This window comes from Mycobacterium sp. ACS1612 (genome assembly GCF_001667505.1).
Lineage (GTDB): Bacteria > Actinomycetota > Actinomycetes > Mycobacteriales > Mycobacteriaceae > Mycobacterium.
In genome coordinates, this window is the sequence record NZ_LZHZ01000032.1 from 16795 (window position 1) to 39000 (window position 22206).

A 22206-nucleotide genomic window follows, 5' to 3' on the forward strand; every position below is an offset into this window, starting at 1 on the left:
TCGCGGGGGTCATCGGGGTAACCGCCTGGCGTCGAGGGCGCCGAACAACCCGTCGGCGCGGTTCCAGCCGTCGGCAAGACGCCGGGCATGCTCGCTGCGGCCTGACGCCAACGCGTCGGCAATCTCGCGGGTCGCGTGCGCGTGCAGGTGCGCCCGGTAGCGGGCGTAGTCGGCGGCCGAGTCCTTGCTCACCATGAACGGCCAGTCGCTGGACACCGTCAGCAACGTTTCACGGAGAATCTGATCGGCGACGAAATTGCGGGCGGGCGGGGTGTCGGTCTCGCCGAGCGCCTTGTCGACGGTGGTCAACGCGGTGTCGACGACCTCACCGTTCAACTGCACCAGATCAGCGACCTGCTCGCCCGACCACACCTGCCAGTCCTTACCGGAACCCCAAGAGCTGGGGGGCAATTCGACCGGTGCACCGACGAAGCCGTCGGCGACGGCGTCGGACAGCGTGCCCACGCGGACCCCGGCCGCGGGCAATGCGCGCAGCACCCGCTCCAACCAGAGCGGGCCCTCGTACCACCAGTGCCCGAAGAGTTCGGTGTCGAACGCCGCCACCACATGCGCGGGTCTGCCGATCCGCTCCGATTCGCTGATCAGCCGGTCGCGCACCAACGTGACGAAGTCGGCGACGTGTGCGTCGACGGCGTGGTCGGCCCGGCCGGGGTCATACGGCGCCTTGGCACCCGACGGGACGTTGCGGCCGGTGACGCGGGCGGGCTTGAGCCCGGTGACGTGGTCGTAGGTGTGGAAGTCGCGATACGCGGCGTGGCCGGGATAGCCGGACTTCGGCGACCAGACCCGGTAGCTGACCTGCAGGTCGCGGCCGAACGCCACGACATCCGATTCGCCGACCGGGCGGCCCAGCGCGGTGTCGCCGTGCAGCGACGGCCCGTCGACCATGAAGTGGTCGACACCCGCTGCGGCGTAATCGGTTTCCATACCGGGCGCGTACGCGCACTCCGGTGCCCAGATGCCCTTGGGCGTGTGCGCGAAGCGCTGACCGGCGTCGGCCAGGCCCTCGCGCAACGCGAACTCGCGCAACCGCGGATTCAGCAACGGCTGGAACGGGTGCGACAGCGGGCCGCCGAGCAACTCGATGGTGCCGGCGTCGATCAGCGAACGCAGCAGCGGGCTGCCGCCGTGCAGCCACAGCGTGGCGAATTCGTCGAGTTCGCGTTCCGCCTCGGCGTGCTCGCGAATGCCGAACGTGCGCAACGGTTCACGCAGCGTCATGGCCTCCAACGCACGCAACCGCCAGTTCGCGAGCCAGTGATGCATGCCGGACAGGCAGTACGGGTCGTCGAGTTGCGCGGTGACCACCGGCGTCATCCCCAGCGTCACCAGGTGTCGGCGGTCTTCGTCGGCGAGCGTGCGCAGCACTCGCATCAACGGCAGGTAGGCCGCCGACCACGACTGGTAGAGCCACTCCTCGCCGACCGGCCAGCGGCCGTGGTGCGCCAGCCACGGTAGATGGGTGTGCAGGACGAGGGTGAACAAGCCCGGAGCCGGAGGGCCGGCGACATCGGACCCCGGAGCCGGAGGGCCGGCGACATCGGACCCCGGAGCCGGAGGGCCGGCGACATCGGACCGGGGAGCCCGCTCGGAAGTCGTCACGGGCGCACCGCGATTGCGACCAGGTCCAGGCTGTCGTCGATGTTCCGATCGGCCGTCAGGTCGAAGTCGTCGATGGTCACCGAGGCGACGTCGGCGAGCAAATCCTCCGGCCATGGCGCGTCGGCCAGCGCCCTGGCGATCTGCGCGTCGATTATCGACCCGCCGTGCCGGGCGTCCAGTTCGGTCAGGCCGGGACCGTGGAAGACGCCGAGCATCGACTCCATCGAAAAGCCGCCCGCCGTCAACAGTTCGGTCAACTCTGCGGCGTTGAGTTCGCGAGTGTGGAACGGGTTGATCGGAGTGTCGCGGCCGGGGGAGAAGGTGATCCGGTTGGGCGTCGACATCAGCAGCAGGCCGCCGGGCCGCAGCACCCGGTGACACTCGGCAACGAATTGCGCCTGATCCCACAGATGTTCGATCACCTGAAAGTTGACCACGACGTCGACCGCGCCGTTCTCCAACGGCAGCTTGGCGAGGTTGCCGTGCCGCATCTCGACGCGCGGATAGCGGGCGCGCACGTGCGCGACGGCCGACTCGTCGTAGTCCAGTCCGATGACCCGGCGCGCCTTCTGCGCGATCAAATCCGCGCCGTAGCCCTCGCCGCAGCCGGCCTCGAGCACGTCGCGGCCGGCGCATCGGTCGACCAGCCGGGCATAGGCCACCTCGTGGCGGCGGAACCAGTAGTTCTCCTCCGCCAGCCCTGGGACCGTCCGTTCCCCGGTAAGGGGTAACCCGTTGTCCCCAAGCGGCCGCGTTGATTCCCCGGTCGCTTCGCTCTTGCCCGCCGAACCGGTAACGAATGAGGCGCTCATTGGAAGGCAGGCTAACGCGGATCGGCCCGATGGCGAACGGTTCGCCGACTACGGGCTGCTAGAACGCAAACTTCGACCAGCTATGGTGTTCCTGCGAACCACTACAAGTTACCGGCGGGTAACATGGTGGCTGTTGCTTCAAACGTGGTAAAGCAGGCCGGTCGCCCGGCCTCTGCCGAGGAGGACGAACCAGAGTCATGACGAACATCGTGGTCCTGATCAAGCAGGTCCCTGACACATGGTCGGAGCGCAAGCTGTCCGACGGCGACTTCACTCTCGACCGGGATGCGGCCGACGCTGTGCTCGACGAGATCAACGAGCGCGCCGTCGAAGAGGCGCTGCTGATCAAGGAGAAAGAAGCCGCCAACGGCACCGAGTCCACTGTGACAGTGCTCACAGCAGGCCCGGAGCGCGCCACCGAGGCCATCCGCAAAGCCCTGTCGATGGGTGCGGACAAGGCGGTGCACCTGCTCGACGACGGCCTGCATGGTTCGGACATGGTTCAGACCGGCTGGGCGCTGGCGCGTGCGCTGGGCACCATCGAGGGCACCGAGTTGGTGATCGCGGGCAACGAGGCGACCGACGGTGTCGGCGGTGCGGTTCCGGCGATCATCGCCGAGTACTTGGGCCTCCCGCAGCTGACCCACCTGCGCAAGGTGTCCGTCGAGGGCGGCAAGGTCACCGGCGAGCGTGAGACCGACGACGGCGTGTTCACCGTCGAGGCGCCGCTGCCTGCGGTCGTGTCGGTCAACGAGAAGATCAACGAGCCGCGCTTCCCGTCCTTCAAGGGCATCATGGCCGCCAAGAAGAAGGAAGTGACGACGCTGACGCTGGCCGAGATCGGCGTCGAGTCCGACGAGGTCGGTGTCGCCAACGCCGGTTCGAAGGTCACCGCATCGACCCCGAAGCCGCCGAAGACGGCGGGCGAGAAGGTCACCGACGAGGGCGACGGCGGCACGAAGGTCGCCGAGTACCTGGTTGCCCAAAAGATCATCTAGCGATAGCCCTCACCAGACCCAGAAAGACAGACACATGGCTGAAGTACTTGTGCTCGTCGAGCACGCCGAAGGCGCCGTGAAGAAGATCACCGCCGAACTGATCACCGCCGCCCGCAGGCTGGGCGAGCCCTCCGCGGTTGTGGTGGGCAAGCCGGGCACCGCGGCGGCGCTGACCGATGCGTTGAAGGAGGCGGGCGCGGCGAAGATTTACGTCGCGGAGTCCGACGACGCCGAGAACTACCTGATCACACCGTACGTGGACGTGCTCGCCGGGTTGGTGGAGTCGGCCAGCCCGGCCGGTGTGCTGCTGGCGGCCAGCGCCGATGGCAAGGAGATCGGCGGCCGGCTGGCCGCTCGTATTGGCTCCGGCATCCTGACCGACGTGGTCGACGTCCAGGAGGGCGGTAAGGCCATCCACTCGATCTTCGGTGGCGCGTACACCGTCGAGGCGGAGTCCACCGGTGAGACCCCGGTGATCACCGTCCGTCCTGGCGCGATCGAGGCCGAGCCCGCCGCGGGCGCCGGTGAGGTCGTCAACGTCGAGGTGCCGGCCCAGGCCGAGAATGCGACGAAGATCACCAAGCGTGAACCCGCCGTCGCAGGCGACCGCCCGGAGCTCACCGAGGCCACCGTCGTGGTGTCCGGTGGTCGTGGCGTCGGCAGCGCCGAGAACTTCAGCGTGGTCGAGGAATTGGCCGACTCGCTGGGTGCGGCCGTCGGTGCATCGCGTGCCGCGGTCGACTCCGGCTACTACCCAGGCCAGTTCCAGGTGGGTCAGACCGGTAAGACCGTGTCGCCGCAGCTGTACATCGCGCTGGGTATCTCCGGTGCGATCCAGCACCGGGCAGGCATGCAGACGTCGAAGACGATCATCGCTGTGAACAAGGACGAAGAGGCGCCGATCTTCGAGATCGCCGACCTCGGCATCGTCGGCGACCTGTTCAAGGTCGCGCCGCAGCTGACCGAGGCGATCAAGGCCCGCAAGGGCTAGCTTTCCGCGCACAGCCCCCGGACACGTTGAGTGTTCGGGGGCTTTTGCGTATGCGGGGCCAAGACTACGGACTTTCAAGGGTTCGACGCGGCCCCGAGAGCGTCAGTGTGGACGCATGAGGATCGCAGTCATCGGGGCCACTGGCCTGATCGGTTCGAAGGTGGTCGCCCTTCTCGAGGGCGACGGACAAGAGGTCGTCCCGGCATCTCGCGCGTCGGGCGCGTTGATCGGGCCGATCGCCGTCGACGACGTCGCCGCCGAGGTGGCCGGGCCGGCGGACAGCGTCGTCAACATCGGCGGACCGCACGAGATCTCATTCGCCGACCTGGCCCGGCGGCTGCTCGCCGAGCAGGGCGTCGACGAGCCCGTCGTGGTCGACGCGGACGCCACCTACTTCGGCGCCCAGTTGCGCCGCGACAGCCTCGTCACCGTCTGATCACATCGAATTCGACTGGAGGACAACAATGTTCGACACCGATGAGTTGGCCAAGGCCATCACCACCATCCAAACCGTCAAACCTCCCTTCATTCCCGAGGACGCCGAGGTGATGACGGTGATCATCGAGTGGCCTGCCGGAAGCGCGGGCGCGCCGCCGCATCGCCACCCCGGCGGCCCGTCGTTCGGCTACGTGCTCGAGGGCGAGATGCTCTTCGAGCTCGAGGGCGAGGCGCCGCGGGTGATCAAGGCCGGCGAGGCGTTCTGGGAGCCGGGCGGTGACGTCATCCACTATTCGGACGCCAACAACCGCACCGATGGTCCGCTGCGGTTCCTCGTCACGATGGTCTGCATGCCGGGTGTGCCGATGCTCGTAGTCGTCGACGACGACGAACTCGAACAGCGCAAGGACCGGCGGGTGTCACGGTCATGACTGAATTCGACGATGTCGTGCGGCAACGCCGGTCAATCCGGATGTTTCTGCGCGACAAGCCAGTACCGCGAGAACTGCTCGACGAGGCGTTCGCTTTGGCGATGCGCGCGCCGTCGAACTCCAACGTGCAGCCGTGGCGGGTGTTCGTCGCCTCGGGGCCGCGTCGAGACCGGCTGGTCGAGGCGCTTCTCGAGCACGCCGCCGTCGAGTTGCCGGTGACGAAGGGCATCCCCGAGAGTTACCTGCCACTGCGTCAGGAACTCGGGGCGTTGGTCTACGGTTCGATGGGGATCGCGCGTCACGACAAGGACGGCCGGCGACTGGCCCAGTTGCGCAACTGGGAGTTCTTCCGGGCGCCGGTGGGCGCCGTGGTGTGCATGCACCGCGATCTGGGGCAGGTCGACGCTGTCGGGGTAGGCATGTTTCTACAGACGCTGGTGCTTGCCCTTACCGAGCGGGGCCTTGGCACTTGCGTGCAGGTGTCGATCGCGGCGTACCCGGAGATCCTGCGGGAGCACCTGGGCATCCCCGAGGAGCTGAATGTGCTGTGCGGCCTGTCGATCGGGTATCCGGATCCGGCGTTCCCGGCCAACAGCCTCGACACCCCGCGCAATCCCGTCGAGTCGAACGTGGTGTTCCTGGATCGCTGACCCACGGCCAAGTCGTCACCAAGCGCTCACGGACACGTCACCGCCGCGATGCCGTCCGGAGAGGCGGCTGAGCGAGCGTGCAGCGTATGAGCACAGCTTCCGTACTCATCGCCGCAGATCCGCCTACCTGGGCCCACACCGAAGGTAGGGGAGCAACCGACACCCCCCGCTACACCCTGCTGTTGTCCACCGAGCCCGCCCTGATCGAGGCCGCGCAGCGGCTACGCCACGATGTGTTCACCTCGGAGCCCGGTTTCGCGTTGGCCGGTGCCGAGGACGGCCGGGATGCGGACCGCTTCGACGAGCACTGCGATCACCTACTGGTCCGCGAGGACAACTCCGGCGAACTGGTCGGCTGCTACCGGATGCTGCCGCCCGCGGGTGCGATCGCCGCAGGCGGCCTCTACACCGCGACGGAATTCGACGTGCAAGGACTCGACCCGTTGCGGCCGTCCCTGGTCGAGATGGGCCGGGCCGTGGTGCGCGAGGATCACCGCAACGGCGCCGTGGTGCTGCTGATGTGGGCCGGCATCCTGGCCTATCTGGACCGCTGCGGCTACGACTACGTCACCGGCTGCGTGTCCGTGCCCGTCGCGGGTCCCGCCGACGAGGTACCGGGCAGTCGCATCCGCGGGGTGCGCGACTTCGTGCGGCGCCGCCACGCCGCACCCTCGGAGTACACCGTGCATCCGTACCGCCCGGTGACCGTGGGCGGACGCTGCCTCGACGACATCGACCCGCCGCGCCGGGTCGACGTGCCGCCGCTGATGCGCGGCTACCTGCGGCTCGGCGCGCAGGTCTGTGGGGAACCGGCGCACGACCCCGACTTCGGGGTCGGCGACTTCCCGGCGTTGCTCGACAAGCGCAAAGCCGACACCCGCTACTTGCGGCGGCTGCGGTCGATGGGCGGCGCGACCGGGATGTCGGCATGATCACCGAACACCCCTGGGTGCCGCGGGCGACCTGCGACGCCAATTGTGTGCACCGCGACGCCGCGGTCGGTCATTCGGTGGTGGTGGCGTGGCGTATCGCGGTGCGCGCGACGCTGGCGGTGCTGCTGCTGTCCGCATCGCCACTACTCGCCGTCCCGATGCCCGGCCGCTCACACCTGCAGCGGGGCTACTGCCGGCTGATGCTGCGCTGCCTCGGAATGCGAATCACGGTGTCCGGCGGGCCCATTCGCAACCTGCGCGGCGTGCTTGTGGTCAGCGGACACGTGTCGTGGGTGGACATCTTCGCCATCGGTGCCGTCATGCCGGGATCCTTCGTCGCCCGCGCCGACCTCATCGACTGGCCCGCTCTCGGCTTGCTGGCCCGCATCATGAAGGTCATCCCGATCGATCGGGCCAGCCTGCGACGGCTGCCGAACGTGGTAAGCACCGTCGCGACCAGGCTCCGCGCCGGCCACACCGTCGTCGCTTTCCCAGAGGGCACCACCTGGTGCGGCCTGGCCTACGGCCCGTTTCGGCCCGCGATGTTCCAGGCCGCCGTCGACGCGGCCAGGCCGGTGCAGCCCCTGCGGCTGAGCTACACCCATCGCGACGGCACCCCGTCGACGCTGGCCGCGTACGTCGGCGACGACACGCTGACGGCCTCGATCCGGCGACTGGTCAGGGCCCGCCGCACGGTCGTTCACGTGCAGGTCGAGTCGTTGCAGCTGCCGGGAGCCTGCCGGCGGGAGCTGGCGGCACGGTGCGAAGCGGCGGTGCGCGGCGACGCCTCGCGCCGCGGCCACGGCCACGCCCTGGTGGCCTGACCTCCGATTCGGGCAGGCCGGCCGATGGCCGTAGCATGGTCTGGTTATGACCTCGCCTAGGACGGTCTACCTGGATCACGCCGCCACCACCCCGATGCACCCCTCTGCCATCGAGGCGATGACGGCGGTGTTGGCGACGGTCGGCAACGCGTCGTCATTGCACGGCACGGGCCGGGTGGCGCGCAGACGCATGGAGGAGGCCCGCGAGTCGCTGGCTCAGCTGCTGGGCGCGCGGCCGTCGGAGGTGATCTTCACCGCGGGCGGCACCGAGAGCGACAACCTGGCCGTCAAGGGCGTCTACTGGGCTCGCCGGGACGCCGATCAGCGGCGCAGGCGCATCGTCACCACGCCTGTCGAGCACCACGCGGTGCTCGACGCGGTGCAGTGGCTCGCCGAGCATGAAGGTGCCGAGGTGACGTGGCTACCCGTCGGCGACGACGGCGCCGTCGCGCCCGCCGCGCTGCGGGACGTGCTGCAGGCCAATGACGATGTCGCACTGGTGTCGATCATGTGGGCCAACAACGAGGTCGGCACCATCATGCCGATCGCCGAACTGGCAAGCGTCGCAGCGGAATTCGACGTCCCGATGCACAGCGACGCCGTGCAGGCGGTCGGCCAGATTCCGGTGGGTTTCGCGGCCAGCGGGCTGTCGGCGATGAGCATCGCGGCCCACAAGTTCGGCGGTCCGATGGGTGTCGGCGCGCTGCTGCTGCGGCGCGACACCGGCTGTGTGCCGCTGCTGCACGGCGGCGGTCAGGAACGCGACGTGCGCTCCGGCACACCGGATGTGGCGGGCGCCGTCGCGATGGCTTCCGCCGCGAAGGTGGCGATCGAGGGATTGACGGCGAACAGCGCGCGGGTGCAGTCCTTGCGCGACAAGCTGATCGACGGTGTGCTCGCCGAGATCGACGACGTGTACCTCAACGGCGCCACCGGTGACGGGCGGTTGCCGGGGAACACGCACTTCACGTTCCGCGGCTGTGAGGGTGATTCGCTGCTGATGCTGCTCGACGCCAAAGGCGTCGAATGTTCGACGGGTTCGGCGTGCACGGCCGGCGTCGCGCAGCCGTCGCACGTCCTGCTGGCCATGGGCGCCGACCCGGCCAGCGCGCGGGGCTCTTTGCGTTTCTCGTTGGGACACACCAGCACCGAAGCCGACGTCGACGCCGTGCTCGCGGTGCTGCCCGCGGCCGTCGACCGTGCGCGCCAGGCGGCGCTGGCCAGCGCGGGGGCGGCGGAACAATGAGGGTGCTCGTCGCGATGAGCGGCGGGGTCGACTCGTCGGTGGCTGCGGCGCGCATGGTCGACGCCGGGCACGACGTGGTGGGTGTGCACCTGGCGTTGTCGGCGGCGCCCGGCACGTTGCGCACCGGATCGCGTGGCTGCTGCTCGAAGGAGGATGCGGGCGACGCCCGCCGCGTCGCCGACGTGCTCGAAATCCCGTTCTACGTATGGGATTTCGCAGACAGGTTCAAAGAAGATGTGGTCGACGATTTCGTCTCTTCGTATGCGCGGGGCGAGACGCCGAACCCCTGTGTGCGGTGCAACGAGCGAATCAAGTTCTCCGCGTTGTCGGCTCGCGCGCTGGCACTCGGCTTCGACGCGGTGGCCACCGGTCACTACGCCAGGCTCGCCGACGGTCGGCTGCGCCGCGCCGTCGACGCGGACAAGGACCAGTCGTATGTGCTGGGCGTGTTGACGGCGGAGCAGTTGCGGCATGCGGCGTTTCCGATCGGCGACACCCCCAAGCCGCAGATCCGCGAGGAGGCCGCGCGTCGCGGCCTCGCCGTCGCGGAGAAGCCCGACAGCCACGACATCTGCTTCATCCAGTCGGGGGACACCCGCGCGTTTCTCGGCGCGCGGATCGGTGTGCGCCGGGGCGCCGTCGTCGACGCGGGCGGCACGGTGTTGGCCGAACACGACGGCGTCCACGGGTTCACCATCGGCCAGCGCAAGGGCCTCGGCATCGCGGGCCCAGGGCCGGATGGACAGCCGCGCTACGTGACGGGTATCGACGCCGAGACCGGCACCGTTCAGGTAGGCGACAAATCCGCGCTGGACGTCTGGACGCTGACCGGCGACAAGCCGGTGTTCACCTCGGGTGTCGCCCCGGACGGACCGGTGGAATGTGACGTACAGGTGCGCGCGCACGGCGGCCTCGCCGACGGTGTCGCCGAGCTTCGCGACGGCCGACTGGTGGTCGACCTGCGCACCCCGCTGAGCGGCGTCGCGCCGGGCCAGACGATGGTGCTCTATCGCCCCGACCCCGACGGCGACGAGGTCATCGCGAGCGCGACCATCACCCGCTGAGGGCGCCGAACGTGCGCTTGTGCTCGAAAGATCGCTGATTTTTCGAGCGGTAACGAACGTTCGCGCGGGATTAGCCCGGCACGTTCGCCAGCAGGTTCGTCATCACGATGTCGGGGACGGAGTCGGGGAACGCGCACGACGTGACTTCCATCAGGACGACAGTCTTCACGCGATAGTCGCGCCCGCAGCCGTTGCCCGTCCGCATCTGCAGCGAATCCGGCGTCGAGCTCCAGTCGCCGACGAACATCGGGCCCAACGGCGTCGCACCGCAGCCGTCGACGAGGGCGACAAGCCCGTCGAACGCGCGCCGCGCAGTCGCCGGGTCGCGATACGCCGCGGCGCCTTCGGAGATCAACCCACCCTCGGGCGGATACTGAAACGTCGTCTTGTGGAACTCCTCGACCTCACGGCCGAACGTCTGCGTCTCCTCGAACACCCATTTGCATTGCGCGGGAGTGGTTTCCGCGAGCTGATCGATGTCGACGGGCACCTTGCCGTCCATGCTCGGGACGATGGTCAGCTCGTCGCCCGCGCCGGTGATCGCCCGCATCCGTGACTGGTCGAGCAGCACCGTCTCGACGTCGACCGGTGACAGCGACTCGTCGTCGATGCCGGCAACCGCCTTCACCGCGGTACCGCCGACGGTCTGGGAGCAACCCGACACGAGCAGAGCCGCCGCACACCAGACCGCCAACGCTCTCATGCCGTGGTCCCCTTCCGGATCGAGACTAACCGGATCGCATATCGTCAAACGAGTGAGTGTTTTCGCCGCAGCGACCGGGATCGGGTCGTGGCCGGGGTCGTCACCGCGTGAAGCCGCCGAGATCGTGGTCGGCGAACTGCACACGTTGCCCCACCTGGTCGAGTTGCCTGCCCGCGGCGTCGGAGCCGACATGATCGGCCGTGCCGGCGCACTGCTGGTCGACATCGGCATCGACACCGTGCCCCGCGGCTATCGCATCGCGGGCGGCCGCAGTTCCGTTGTGCGCCGGGCAGCCAGCCTGCTGGACGAGGACATCGACGCGTTCGAGGAGGCGTGGGAGAAGGCGGGCCTGCGCGGCGGGACCCGCACGGTGAAGGTGCAGGCGCCCGGACCGATCACGCTGGCCGCACAACTCGAACTGGCGGGCGGCCACCGCGCGATCACCGACTCGGGCGCGCTTCGCGACCTGGCCGGCTCGCTGGCGGAAGGCGTGGCGACGCACCGCGCGGAGCTTCAGAAGCGCCTTCAAACGCCGGTGGTGGTGCAGTTCGACGAACCGTCACTGCCCGCCGCCCTGGCGGGCAGACTCACGGGGGTCACCAGTTTGACGCCGGTGCACCCGGTCGACGAGCCGGTGGCCATCGGCCTGCTCGACGACTGCGTCTCCGTGGTGGGCGGCGAGGTGGTGCTGCACAGCTGCGCGCCCGCATTGCCGTGGAAAGCGTTGCAACGCAGTAATATTCACGCGATCTCGGTCGACGCATCGACGCTGACCGCTGCCGATCTCGACGGAGTGGGCGACTTCGTGGACTCCGGGCGCACCGTCATGCTGGGCGTCGTCGCGGCGACAGCACCCGCGTCGCGACCGTCGGCGGAGGAGATCGCCAAAGCCGCGGCAGCGGTGACAGACCGCCTCGGGTTCGCGCGCTCGGTGCTTCGTGAACGCATCGGCGTCACGCCGGCGTGCGGACTCGCGGGCGCCACGCCGCAGTGGGCTCGGATCGCCGTCGAACTGGCGCAGAAGGCCGCCGACGGCTTCGCCGAGGATCCCGACGCGATCTGACGCAACCAAAAGGTTGCGCATACGGCTGCGCGCGGCTATCGTAAAACGCAACCAGGAGGTTGCACATGAGTACGGATCGGATCGAAAAGGAAGTGCTCCTGCGGGCCCCTCTCGAGCGGGTGTGGCGGGCCATCAGCGACGCCGACCAGTTCGGACAGTGGTTCGGCGTCCGCTTCGAGGGCCCGTTCGTCGAGGGCAAGTCGGTGACCGGGGTGATCACCCCGACGACCGTCGACGAGGACGTCGCACGGATGCAGGAACCGCATGCGGGCACGGCGGACACGTGGCAGATCGTCGCGATCGAACCGCACCGGCGGTTGGCGTTTCGCTGGCATCCCTACCCGAGTGGCGACCAGGGGCCGACCACGTTGGTGGAGTTCACCCTCACCGATACCGACGACGGCGTGCTGTTACGCATCGTCGAATCCGGCTTCGACCAGATTCCCGCCGAGCGTCGGGCGGCCGCGTTCGAGGGCAACAGCGAAGGCTGGGCGAAGCAGACCGAACTGGTGAGCAAGTATCTGGCGCTCAGCGAGAAGCTGTGAGTACGTCAGCCGCAGCGGTCGACAAGGCGCCGGTGTTCGACGCTCTTGGCGATCCAAACCGGCTGCGCATCGTCATCAGGCTGTGCGAGGGCGGTCCCTGCTCGACGTCACAAGTCACCGAAGTGATTCCGGTGAGCAGACAAGCGGCCACCAAGCATCTGCTGTTGCTTGCGGCGGTGGGGCTGGTCAGCAGCGAACGCAATGGCAGAGAACGCATCTGGCGGATCGAGACCGAACCGCTCACCGAGGCCAGCGAATACCTAAACGCGCTGTCGAAGCGCTGGGACGACGCCATCGAGAGGTTGCGCGCTTTCGTCGAAAGCGAATAGCGACGCTAACGTAAATTTGCGTTGTTTCGTCGAACGAATGGTCTGACCGGACCGCGGCATGCAAGAATGCAACTCGCACGTCTGTCCAAGTCTTTGCCACTCGCGGGAGAGGAACTGTGGCCCAAGCCAACCTCCGCATTGCGGCAGGTGCCGGCGTTGTGGCCGCGTGTCTCATGGTCACCGCCCCGTGCGCGGCCATCGCCGTCGGTGATCCGGGTTCCCGACAGGGCAGCCACCGCACCAACGACGGCAGCAGCAAGCGCGGCGCGGAGAGCGCCAATCCGCGCGGCAGCGGTTCTGACTACAGCGACGACAACATCAACAACGGGGCCAACTCCGGCAGTGGCACTCGGCCGTCGAGCAGGGTCGGATCGGGCCGCGAAACCGGCACGTCGCAGGAGCGGCCGAGCAATGACTTCAGTCCCAGCGCGGGCGGGCAGACCCCCAGCACGGGCGGGCAGATCAAGGCTCCGAAGGTGACGTTCGGCGACGGGCGCAGCCCCGGAATCCAGACCCGTGATCCCGGGCCGCGATGGGGTTGGAGCGCGCCCAAGCCCGCGCCGCCGCCACCGCCCCCACCGCAGATCGTCACCGTTCCGCTGACCCCGCCGACGGCCCCTCCCGCGCCGCCGCACCACCCAGGCGTGGTCGAACAGTTGGTGGTGTCACCGACCGCGGGAATAGCCGATCCGCTCTGGGGCGTGGCAGGTCTGCTGCTGATCCCGGTCGCAGGGGCCGTCCTCGGTTACCGGCAGGCGCGCGGCGCGCACGCGGCAGCGGAACTAAGTCGCCACACGTAGGTCCTTGCGCAGGATCTTGCCCGACGCGGACTTCGGGATCGCATCGATGAACTCGACCTGACGCACCTTCTTGTAGGGGGCGACCTGGCCTGCGACGAACTGCATCACGTCGTCGCCCGTCAGCTCGGCGCCGGATTGCTTGACCACGAACGCTTTCGGCACCTCCTCGCCTTCGTCGTCGTTGACCCCGACGACCGCCGCGTCGGCGATCGCGGGGTGCGACAGCAACACGGCCTCGAGTTCGGCGGGCGGCACCTGATAGCCCTTGTACTTGATCAGCTCCTTGAGCCGGTCGACGATGTACACGCAGCCGCAGGCATCGACCTGAGCCAAATCGCCTGTGTGCAGCCAGCCTTCGTCGTCGATGGTCTCCCGGGTGGCTTCCTCGTTGCCGAGATATCCCGCCATCACGTTGGGGCCCTTGAACCACAGCTCCCCGGTCCGGCTGAGACCCTCTGCGGGAGGGTCGATTTCGTCGCCGGTTTCCGGGTCGATCAGTTTGGATGCGGCGTTGGACACCGTCCAGCCGACCGAACTCAGCGGCGCGACGATACCCATGTTCGCCGTTCCGCCGTCGAACGGCGTGATGTGGCTGACCGGGCTCAACTCGCTCATGCCGTAGCCCTGCACCACCCGGCAGCCCAGCCGCTCGGCGACGGCGTGGCCCAAATCGGCGTCCAGCGGTGCGGCCCCGGACATCACCACCTCGAGCGACGACAGGTCGTACTCGTCGATCAGCGGATGCTTGGCCAGCGCGACGGCGACCGGCGGTGCGATGAACGCGATCGTGCACTTGTGCTTCGCGATGTTGCCGAGGAATTCGCCGAGGTCGAAGCTCGGCATCACCACCAACCGGGCGCGCGCGTGCAGCGCCGCGTTGAGCAGCACCGTCATCCCGTAAATGTGGAAGAAAGGCAGCACAGCCAACACCACGTCGTCGGCGACCATCCCGTGCAGCGGCCGGATCTGCGCGACGTTGGCCACCAGGTTGCGGTGCGTGAGCATCACACCCTTGGGGTTGCCGGTGGTTCCCGAGCTGTAGGGCAGCACCGCCAGATGCGACGACGGCGCGAAGCTCACCTCGGGTGCAGGCGCCCCGCCCGCCATCAGCTCGGCGGCGTTGGGATGGCCGGTGGCGTCCTGGCCCTCGCCGTCGAGCACCACCAGTTCCGAATCTGCGATGCCCGCCGCTGCTGCGCCTTCTTGAGCCTGCGTCAACAGCGGGGTGACCGTGACCAGCATCCTGGCCTTCGAATCGGTCAACTGCTTGGCGATGTCTTTCGCGGTGAACAGCGCATTGATGGTGGTGGCCGTAGCGCCCGCCCGCAGGATGCCGTGAAACGCCACCGCGAAACCCGAACTGTTCGGCGACAGCAGGCCGACCACATCGCCCACCCCGATGCCGCGGCTTGCCAGCGCACCGGCGAACGCGTCGATGCGCCCGATCATTTCGCGGTAGGTGGTCTCCCGGCCCGACTTGGCGTCGACCAGCGCGACGCGGTCGAGATCGGCGTCGTCGATGTCACCGAACAGGAAGTCGTAGACGCTGGTGGACGGGATGTCGACCTCGGGGAAGGGGCTGGCGAAACTCATTGGCCTCCGATCAGACTTCGTCGAGTTGTTTGATGAGCTTCTTCGGCGCGATCAACCGGAACGACGCGTCGACGAGTTCGCCGACTTCGTCCCAGTCGATCTTCTTGCGCGCCGTGAAATTCAGGCCGAGCCAGCCGAACGGGCCCAGGTAGGCCGGGAAGAAGAACCGAGTGTCCGCTTCGAGCGCCCTGCGGTCGCTCTCGTCGACCTTGACCAGGATGGAATGCGGGTACTGCCGGTATTCGCCCTTGATCTCCGTCTTGGCGCTGCCGCCGTACATGACGAACATCTTCGGCGCGCAGAACACCGGCCTGCCCCACGAGATCTTCTCGTAGGCGCCCGGGAAAGCCAGGCAGATCTTGCGCACTTCCGCCAGCCCCAGGTCGTCCTCGCGGAACATGATCGGGTGCGGCATGCCGCCAGCGTAACGGCCTTGTCTGGGCCCTCGGATAGCCTCACCAGAGTGAGCCCAAAGGCAACCCCGGATCCCGAGACGGTACTGGCCGAGCAAGCCGACGAAGCTCCGGACGCCGACCTGCGCCGCCGCTGGCAAGAACTCGCCGACGAGGTGCGTGAGCACCAGTTCCGCTACTACGTCCGCGACGCACCGATCATCTCCGACGCCGAGTTCGACAAGCTGCTGCGCGAACTACAGGCGCTCGAGGACGAGCACCCCGAACTGCGCACCCCTGACTCGCCGACGCAACTGGTCGGCGGTGTGGGGTTTGCCACCGACTTCACCCCGGCCGAGCACCTCGAGCGGATGCTGTCGCTGGACAACGTCTTCGCACCCGACGAGTTGGCGGCATGGGCCGCGCGCACCAAGAGTGAGATCGGTGACAAGGCGCATTATCTGTGCGAGTTGAAGATCGACGGAGTGGCGCTGGCGTTGGTCTACCGCGACGGCCGGTTGGAGCGCGCCGCCACCCGCGGCGACGGCCGCACCGGCGAGGACGTCACGCTCAACGCGCGAACCATCGACGACGTGCCGGAAAAACTCAAGCCTTCCAAGGAATTCCCGCTCCCCGCTGTGCTCGAGGTCCGCGGCGAGGTGTTTTTCCGGGTCGCCGACTTCGAAGACCTCAACGCAGGCCTGGTCGCCGAGGGCAAACCACCCTTCGCCAATCCGCGCAACAGCGCGGCGGGTTCGCTGCGGCAGAAGAATCCCGCCGTCACCGCCCGTCGCAAGTTGCGGATGATCTGCCACGGCCTCGGGCACGCCGAGGGGTTCAAACCCAAGACGCTGCACGACGCCTACCGGGCCCTGGCGGCGTGGGGGCTGCCGGTGTCCGAGCACACAAAGCGGGTGCAAGGCATCGGCGCGGTCACCGAACACATCGCGTACTGGGGTGAGCACCGGCACGACGTCGAACACGAAATCGACGGTGTGGTAGTCAAAGTAGACGAGATCGCGCTGCAGCGCAGGCTCGGTTCGACGTCACGGGCGCCGCGGTGGGCCGTGGCCTACAAATACCCGCCCGAGGAAGCCACCACCAAGCTGCTCGACATCAAGGTCAACGTCGGGCGTACCGGGCGTGTCACGCCGTTCGCGTTCATGGAACCGGTCAAGGTCGCCGGATCCACGGTCAGCCAGGCCACCCTGCACAACGCGTCCGAAGTCAAGCGCAAGGGCGTGCTGATCGGCGACACCGTGGTGATCCGCAAGGCGGGTGACGTGATTCCCGAGGTGCTCGGGCCCGTCGTCGACCTCCGTGACGGTTCTGAACGCGAATTCGTCATGCCCACAACGTGTCCGGAGTGCGGCACGACGCTGGCGCCGGCCAAGGAGGGCGACGCCGACATTCGCTGCCCGAACACCAGGTCCTGCCCGGCGCAGTTGCGCGAGCGGGTGTTTCACGTCGCAGGCCGCGGTGCGTTCGACATCGAGGGTCTTGGCTATGAGGCGGCGACGGCGCTGCTGCAGGCGGGCGTCATCACCGACGAGGGCGACCTGTTCACGCTGGGCAGCGAGGATCTGCTGAGCACCGACCTGTTCAAAACCAAGAGCGGCGAACTGTCCGCCAACGGCAAGCGGTTGCTCGTCAATCTGCACGAGGCCAAATCCCAGCCGCTCTGGCGGGTGTTGGTCGCGTTGTCGATCCGGCACGTCGGGCCCACCGCGGCGCGCGCGCTGGCCACCGAGTACGGCAGCCTCGACGCGATCATGGCGGCGTCGGAGGAGGAACTGTCTGTCGTCGAAGGTGTCGGACCGACCATCGCCGCCGCCGTCGTCGAGTGGTTCACCGTCGACTGGCATCGCGCGATCGTCGACAAGTGGCGTGCGGCAGGCGTGCGGATGGAAGACGAGCGCGATGAAAGCATCGAACGCACATTGGAGGGCATGTCCATCGTCGTCACCGGTTCACTGACCGGGTTTTCTCGCGACGACGCCAAGGAGGCCATCGTCGCGCGCGGCGGGAAGGCGGCCAGTTCGGTGTCGAAGAAGACCGCCTATGTGGTGGCCGGTGATTCGCCTGGCTCGAAGTACGACAAGGCCGTGGAACTCGGGGTGCCGATCCTCGACGAGGACGGCTTCCGCAGGCTGTTGGACGCCGGCCCCGACGGGGTTTAGGCGACGACCCTGCCGATGGCGTCGCGGACCCGGTCGAGCAGCGACAGGAAGGGGCCCAACGCGAAGTTGGCCGCACCCAGTTCCACGCCTGGATGCGGATGGGTGGGGGCGATGCGCTCGGCCGCCTGCACCGCGACGGTCAGCTTCTGCAGCTCGGCCTCGTCGAGCTGTTCTTCGAGCAGCGGAAACTCTTCTGTCTCTTCGTTTTCCGCATGTGCGAGCACCGCTGCCTGCAGATGGATCAGCGCCTTGGTGAACTCGGCGGTGCCGATATCCATCTTCTCCAGTTGCGCGAGAGCCTCTTTCGCGTCGTGCTCTTCGGCGAGCCTCGCGTCGACCACCGCGTCGCCGTTGTCGACCTTTCGGCGCACACGCGGGTGAACCATCATCTCCTCGGCAGTCTCGTGCACCGCGAGCATCGTCCTCAAGCGGGTGAACGCGCGCTCGCGCTCGGCGGTGTCCGCGGCGTCGAGCGTTTCGACGAACAACTCCTTGATCGTCTCGTGTTGCGCCTTCAGATACTCGACCACGTCCTGGGCCGACGAAATCGACTGTGTCACGCGAAGAACCTCCGCTTCTAAGGTGTTTGGCTGTCCGGCGCAAGGGCTGCGCGCCGACGCAATCGATACCCGGGACGTCGTCGCGCCAAACCGCGGCGTTTGCCGTCCGGCGCATCGGGAACACAGCGGGCGAGGAAAGGGGAGCGTGATGGGAACCTGCGATACCTGCGGCAACCACTACGACAAGTCGTTCACTGTGACTTTCCACGACGGCCGCACCGCGACGTTCGACAGCGTCGAATGCGCCGCGGCGCAGTTGGCACCCGAGTGCCGGCATTGCGGCTGCCGGGTCCTGGGACACGGAATCGAAACGCCCGACGGCGTGTTCTGCTGTGCGCATTGCGCGCGCAAGGACACCAACGCCGACGTCAACGACCGCTATCCGGTGCCCGCAGGCGGCTAGTCAGCGCAGGATGGTCGCGATGATGCCGGCCAGGTAGCCCAGCCGAGCCACCTCCGACGGCCGGAAGTGCGGGCCGCCGGGCCTGCCCAGTACCACCGCGACGCGCGGATCACCCAGCGGCGCGGCCGCCAGGGTGGTGTTCATATCGCGCCACAGTTGCGGCACCCACTCGTCGTCGAGCGCCATCGCGTGATCGAGCGGCAGCCAGGGTGTTTCGGCTGCCTGCGTCTCGGGGGCGCCTGGGCTGCCGACCACCCGCTGTGGGCCCGATTCGGTGAGTTCTATCACCGTGCACCAGCCGACGCGAAGCACCCGCGGAGCCTCGTCGACGAGGACCTGCAGCCGCTTCTGCCTGCCGTCGGCGGCGGCGACGTGATCGATGAGCTCGAGTTCGCGGTGCGCCTCGAGCAGGCCGGTGTGCGGACGGATGGCGTCGACGTAGACACCCTTGAGGCTCTCCGCCGCGGTGATCAGCATGTCCGGCATCGAACCGGCAGGCAGCTCGACCACGAGGTCGTCGATCGCGTATCCCGCGGAGCGTTCCACGACGTCGAGGGACAGGATGTCGGCGCCCACCGAGCCGAGCGCCACGGCCAGCGAGCCGAGGCTGCCCGGTCGATCCTCCAGCTGGACCCGCAGCAGATACGAAGGCACGCGCACACTGTTCCACAGCGCGTTGGGACTGGCATTCCGGGCGATGAGCGCTCGCGCGAAGAGCGGCAGACGGCGGTGACTAGGCTTGGCAGCCGTGTCGCAGATCTCGAGAGATGAGGTAGCCCACCTGGCGCGCCTCGCGCGCCTGGCGCTGACCGATGACGAACTCGACAGCTACGCCGGCCAGCTGGACGCCATCCTCGGCCACGTCAGCCAGATCCAGGCCGTCGACGTCACCGGAGTCGAACCAACCGGCAACCCGCTCAAGGACGTCAACGTGTTCCGTCCCGACGCGGTCGAGCCGTGCCTGACCCAGGAGCAGGCGCTGGCGGAGGCGCCGAAGGCGGCCGAGGGTCGGTTCGCGGTGCCGCGGATCCTGGGGGAGGAGGCATGAGCACCTCCGATCTAATTCGGCTCGACGCCGCCACACTGGGCGCGAAGATCGCCGCCAAGGAGGTGTCGTCAGTCGAGGTGACCCGCGCCTGCCTGGACCAGATCGCTGAAACCGACGAGAAGTACCACGCGTTTCTGCATGTCGCCGCGGATGAGGCGATGGGCAGGGCGGCGCGCATCGACTCGGCCGTCGCCGCGGGCGAGACGCTGCCGTCCGCGCTCGCCGGGGTGCCGCTGGCGCTCAAGGACGTCTTCACCACCACCAACATGCCGACCACCTGCGGGTCGAAGATCCTCGAGGGCTGGACCTCCCCGTACGACGCGACCGTGACCGTGCGGTTGCGCGCGGCGGGGATCCCGATCCTGGGCAAGACGAACATGGACGAGTTCGCGATGGGGTCGTCCACCGAGAACTCTGCGTACGGACCGACCCGCAATCCGTGGAACGTCGACCGGGTGCCGGGCGGATCGGGCGGTGGCAGCGCGGCGGCGCTGGCCGCATTCCAGGCGCCGCTGGCGATCGGATCGGACACCGGCGGGTCAATCCGCCAGCCTGCGGCGTTGACCGCGACGGTCGGCGTGAAGCCGACCTACGGCACGGTGTCGCGGTACGGGCTGATCGCGTGCGCGTCCTCGCTGGACCAGGGCGGACCGTGTGCGCGCACCGTGCTCGACACCGCGCTGCTGCATCAGGTCATCGCGGGCCACGACGCGAAGGACTCCACGTCGGTGGAGGCCGAGGTGCCCGATGTGGTTGCCGCGGCGCGGGCGGGAGCGTCCGGTGACCTGAAGGGCGTGCGGATCGGCATCGTCAAGCAACTCCGCGGCGAGGGCTACCAGGACGGGGTGCTCGCATCGTTCAACGCCGCGGTCGACGTGTTGACGAAACTGGGCGCGGAGGTCAGCGAGGTCGACTGCCCGCACTTCGACTATTCGTTGGCGGCCTACTACCTGATCCTCCCGTCGGAGGTGTCGTCGAACCTGGCGCGGTTCGACGCGATGCGGTACGGGCTGCGCCTCGGTGACGACGGCACACACAGCGCCGAAGAAGTAATGGCGATGACGCGGGCCGCGGGGTTCGGGCCAGAAGTCAAGCGCCGCATCATGATCGGCACGTATGCGTTGTCGGCGGGCTATTACGACGCGTACTACAACCAGGCGCAGAAGGTGCGCACGCTGATCGCGCGGGACCTCGACGAGGCGTACAAGAAGGTCGACGTGCTGATCTCGCCTGCGACGCCGACCACCGCGTTCCCGTTGGGGGAGAAGGTCGACGATCCGCTGGCGATGTATCTGTTCGACCTGTGCACGTTGCCGCTGAACCTGGCCGGACACTGCGGCATGTCGGTGCCGTCGGGGCTGTCGCCGGACGACAACCTGCCGGTGGGTCTGCAGATCATGGCGCCCGCGCTGGCCGACGATCGGCTGTATCGCGTCGGTGCGGCGTATGAAGCTGCCCGAGGTCCGCTGCCAACCGCGATCTGACGGGGGAGGATGGACCCATGCGAATCGGAGTTCTCACCGGTGGGGGCGACTGTCCAGGGCTGAACGCGGTGATCCGGGCGGTGGTTCGCACCTGCGATGTGCGCTACGGCTCGTCGGTCGTCGGTTTCCAGGACGGGTGGCGTGGCCTGCTGGAAAACCGGCGGATCCAGCTTGCCAACGACGACCGAAACGACCGGCTGCTCGCCAAGGGCGGCACCATGCTCGGCACCGCGCGGGTGCATCCCGAGAAACTGCGGGCCGGGCTCGACCAGATCAAGCAGACCCTCGACGACAACGGCATCGACGTGCTGATCCCGATCGGCGGTGAAGGCACGCTCACCGCCGCGCACTGGTTGTCCGAGGAGAACGTGCCCGTCGTCGGGGTGCCGAAGACCATCGACAACGACATCGACTGCACCGACGTCACGTTCGGCCACGACACCGCGCTCGGCGTCGCCAGCGAGGCCATCGACCGGCTGCACAGCACGGCGGAGTCGCATCAGCGGGTGATGCTGGTCGAGGTGATGGGCCGCCACGCCGGATGGATCGCGTTGAACGCGGGGCTGGCGTCCGGCGCGCACATGACGTTGATTCCCGAGCAGCCCTACGACGTCGAAGAGGTCTGCCGACTGATCAAGGCGCGCTTCGTCCGCGGCGATTCGCATTTCATCTGCGTGGTCGCCGAAGGCGCCAAACCCGCTGCGGGCACAATGCAGTTGCGCGAGGGCGGGATCGACGAGTTCGGCCACGAGAGGTTCACCGGCGTCGCGCAGCAACTGGCCGTCGAAGTCGAGAAGCGGATCAACAAAGAGGTGCGCGTCACCGTGCTCGGACATGTGCAGCGTGGCGGCACGCCGACGCCCTACGACCGGGTGCTCGCCACCCGGTTCGGAGTGAACGCCGCCGACGCCGCCCACGCGGGCGAATACGGGATGATGGTGTCGCTGCGCGGCCAGGAGATCGGCCGGGTGCCGCTCGCCGACGCCACGCGCCAGTTGAAGCTGGTGCCGCAGTCGCGCTACGACGACGCCGCCGAATTCTTCGGCTGAGTTTTGACGCGCGTGGGCCCTCTGCTCGTCGGAAGGCACCGAAACTGA

Annotated in this window: 25 protein-coding genes; 18 read left to right on the forward strand and 7 right to left on the reverse strand. The window is 68.1% G+C overall.

Features of this window, described 5'->3' with window-relative positions:
• Positions 1 to 9: 9 nt before the first annotated feature.
• Positions 10 to 1506: a glycoside hydrolase family 57 protein gene (locus A5724_RS13305; protein WP_067802071.1), complete on the reverse strand. Its 1497-nt coding sequence runs from the start codon at positions 1504 to 1506 to the stop codon at positions 10 to 12.
• A 113-nt stretch (positions 1507 to 1619) separates the two neighbouring features.
• Positions 1620 to 2435 carry a bifunctional 2-polyprenyl-6-hydroxyphenol methylase/3-demethylubiquinol 3-O-methyltransferase UbiG gene (locus A5724_RS13310; protein ID WP_067802074.1) on the reverse strand — a complete coding sequence of 272 codons (816 nt, stop codon included), beginning with the start codon at positions 2433 to 2435 and terminating at the stop codon, positions 1620 to 1622.
• Between the two features lie 197 nt (positions 2436 to 2632).
• On the opposite strand from A5724_RS13310, the gene A5724_RS13315 reads away from it, so the two are divergent.
• The 9 genes from A5724_RS13315 (at position 2633) to mnmA (ending at position 10009) form a co-directional block, all read left to right on the forward strand.
• Entirely contained in the window at positions 2633 to 3433 is an 801-nt protein-coding gene (locus A5724_RS13315) for an electron transfer flavoprotein subunit beta/FixA family protein (protein ID WP_067802076.1), read from the forward strand.
• Positions 3434 to 3467: 34 nt separating this feature from the next.
• Positions 3468 to 4424, forward strand: coding sequence for an electron transfer flavoprotein subunit alpha/FixB family protein (locus A5724_RS13320; RefSeq protein ID WP_067802078.1), 957 nt, complete (start codon positions 3468 to 3470; stop codon positions 4422 to 4424).
• A 115-nt stretch (positions 4425 to 4539) separates the two neighbouring features.
• Positions 4540 to 4860 carry a hypothetical protein gene (locus A5724_RS13325; RefSeq protein ID WP_067802082.1) on the forward strand — a complete coding sequence of 107 codons (321 nt, stop codon included), beginning with the start codon at positions 4540 to 4542 and terminating at the stop codon, positions 4858 to 4860.
• 28 nt (positions 4861 to 4888) lie between these two features.
• Positions 4889 to 5293 (forward strand): cupin domain-containing protein, encoded by a 405-nt coding sequence (locus A5724_RS13330; protein ID WP_067802085.1) that lies wholly within the window; start codon positions 4889 to 4891, stop codon positions 5291 to 5293.
• Positions 5290 to 5943: a nitroreductase gene (locus A5724_RS13335; protein ID WP_067802088.1), complete on the forward strand. Its 654-nt coding sequence runs from the start codon at positions 5290 to 5292 to the stop codon at positions 5941 to 5943. Before A5724_RS13330 ends, A5724_RS13335 begins: the two co-directional genes overlap by 4 nt.
• Before the next feature lie 86 nt (positions 5944 to 6029).
• Entirely contained in the window at positions 6030 to 6875 is an 846-nt protein-coding gene (locus A5724_RS13340) for a GNAT family N-acetyltransferase (RefSeq protein ID WP_067802091.1), read from the forward strand.
• On the forward strand, positions 6872 to 7699 hold the full coding sequence (locus A5724_RS13345) for a 1-acyl-sn-glycerol-3-phosphate acyltransferase (protein WP_067802093.1): 828 nt from the start codon (positions 6872 to 6874) through the stop codon (positions 7697 to 7699). The genes A5724_RS13340 and A5724_RS13345 overlap by 4 nt, the downstream gene beginning before the upstream one ends.
• 46 nt (positions 7700 to 7745) lie before the next feature.
• Positions 7746 to 8945 (forward strand): cysteine desulfurase family protein, encoded by a 1200-nt coding sequence (locus A5724_RS13350; RefSeq protein WP_067802096.1) that lies wholly within the window; start codon positions 7746 to 7748, stop codon positions 8943 to 8945.
• Positions 8942 to 10009, forward strand: coding sequence for a tRNA 2-thiouridine(34) synthase MnmA (gene mnmA, locus A5724_RS13355; RefSeq protein ID WP_067802099.1), 1068 nt, complete (start codon positions 8942 to 8944; stop codon positions 10007 to 10009). The genes A5724_RS13350 and mnmA overlap by 4 nt, the downstream gene beginning before the upstream one ends.
• Positions 10010 to 10079: 70 nt before the next feature.
• Here mnmA and A5724_RS13360 read toward each other — a convergent pair whose 3' ends face one another.
• Positions 10080 to 10712 carry a sensor domain-containing protein gene (locus A5724_RS13360; protein WP_067802101.1) on the reverse strand — a complete coding sequence of 211 codons (633 nt, stop codon included), beginning with the start codon at positions 10710 to 10712 and terminating at the stop codon, positions 10080 to 10082.
• Positions 10713 to 10764: 52 nt separating this feature from the next.
• Between A5724_RS13360 and A5724_RS13365 the strand changes: the two genes are divergently transcribed.
• The 4 genes from A5724_RS13365 to A5724_RS13380 all read left to right on the forward strand — a co-directional run bounded on the left by A5724_RS13365 (position 10765) and on the right by A5724_RS13380 (position 13449).
• On the forward strand, positions 10765 to 11775 hold the full coding sequence (locus tag A5724_RS13365; RefSeq protein ID WP_067802104.1) for a methionine synthase: 1011 nt from the start codon (positions 10765 to 10767) through the stop codon (positions 11773 to 11775).
• A 65-nt stretch (positions 11776 to 11840) separates the two neighbouring features.
• Positions 11841 to 12320, forward strand: a complete 480-nt coding sequence (locus tag A5724_RS13370; RefSeq protein WP_067802107.1) for an SRPBCC family protein — start codon at positions 11841 to 11843, stop codon at positions 12318 to 12320.
• A complete protein-coding gene (locus A5724_RS13375) occupies positions 12317 to 12649 on the forward strand; it encodes a helix-turn-helix transcriptional regulator (protein WP_067802110.1) in 333 nt (110 codons plus the stop codon). Before A5724_RS13370 ends, A5724_RS13375 begins: the two co-directional genes overlap by 4 nt.
• Before the next feature lie 158 nt (positions 12650 to 12807).
• The gene (locus tag A5724_RS13380) at positions 12808 to 13449 is read left to right on the forward strand and encodes a hypothetical protein (RefSeq protein WP_156752264.1); all 642 of its coding nucleotides are present in this window, start codon (positions 12808 to 12810) and stop codon (positions 13447 to 13449) included.
• Here the strand turns inward: A5724_RS13380 and A5724_RS13385 are convergent.
• Together A5724_RS13385 and A5724_RS13390 are read right to left on the reverse strand one after the other, a co-directional pair.
• Positions 13432 to 15042 carry a 4-coumarate--CoA ligase family protein gene (locus A5724_RS13385; RefSeq protein ID WP_067802119.1) on the reverse strand — a complete coding sequence of 537 codons (1611 nt, stop codon included), beginning with the start codon at positions 15040 to 15042 and terminating at the stop codon, positions 13432 to 13434. The genes A5724_RS13380 and A5724_RS13385 overlap by 18 nt on opposite strands.
• Positions 15043 to 15052: 10 nt before the next feature.
• Positions 15053 to 15457 carry an MmcQ/YjbR family DNA-binding protein gene (locus A5724_RS13390; RefSeq protein ID WP_067802121.1) on the reverse strand — a complete coding sequence of 135 codons (405 nt, stop codon included), beginning with the start codon at positions 15455 to 15457 and terminating at the stop codon, positions 15053 to 15055.
• Between the two features lie 84 nt (positions 15458 to 15541).
• On the opposite strand from A5724_RS13390, the gene ligA reads away from it, so the two are divergent.
• Positions 15542 to 17614, forward strand: coding sequence for an NAD-dependent DNA ligase LigA (gene ligA / locus A5724_RS13395; protein WP_156752270.1), 2073 nt, complete (start codon positions 15542 to 15544; stop codon positions 17612 to 17614).
• On the opposite strand, the gene A5724_RS13400 is transcribed toward ligA, so the two are convergent.
• A complete protein-coding gene (locus tag A5724_RS13400; protein ID WP_067802131.1) occupies positions 17611 to 18174 on the reverse strand; it encodes a hemerythrin domain-containing protein in 564 nt (187 codons plus the stop codon). The two genes, ligA and A5724_RS13400, sit on opposite strands and share 4 nt — an antisense overlap.
• Before the next feature lie 148 nt (positions 18175 to 18322).
• Between A5724_RS13400 and A5724_RS13405 the strand changes: the two genes are divergently transcribed.
• Entirely contained in the window at positions 18323 to 18577 is a 255-nt protein-coding gene (locus A5724_RS13405; protein WP_067802134.1) for a hypothetical protein, read from the forward strand.
• On the opposite strand, the gene A5724_RS13410 is transcribed toward A5724_RS13405, so the two are convergent.
• Positions 18578 to 19231, reverse strand: coding sequence for an amino acid-binding protein (locus A5724_RS13410; RefSeq protein ID WP_067802451.1), 654 nt, complete (start codon positions 19229 to 19231; stop codon positions 18578 to 18580).
• Positions 19232 to 19325: 94 nt separating this feature from the next.
• On the opposite strand from A5724_RS13410, the gene gatC reads away from it, so the two are divergent.
• The 3 genes from gatC to A5724_RS13425 are packed head-to-tail and all read left to right on the forward strand — an operon-like array spanning position 19326 to position 22158.
• Positions 19326 to 19625, forward strand: coding sequence for an Asp-tRNA(Asn)/Glu-tRNA(Gln) amidotransferase subunit GatC (gatC, locus tag A5724_RS13415; protein WP_067802138.1), 300 nt, complete (start codon positions 19326 to 19328; stop codon positions 19623 to 19625).
• Positions 19622 to 21109, forward strand: coding sequence for an Asp-tRNA(Asn)/Glu-tRNA(Gln) amidotransferase subunit GatA (gatA, locus tag A5724_RS13420; RefSeq protein ID WP_067802140.1), 1488 nt, complete (start codon positions 19622 to 19624; stop codon positions 21107 to 21109). The genes gatC and gatA overlap by 4 nt, the downstream gene beginning before the upstream one ends.
• A 17-nt stretch (positions 21110 to 21126) precedes the next feature.
• Positions 21127 to 22158, forward strand: coding sequence for an ATP-dependent 6-phosphofructokinase (locus A5724_RS13425; RefSeq protein WP_067802143.1), 1032 nt, complete (start codon positions 21127 to 21129; stop codon positions 22156 to 22158).
• The last annotated feature ends 48 nt before the right edge of the window (positions 22159 to 22206 follow it).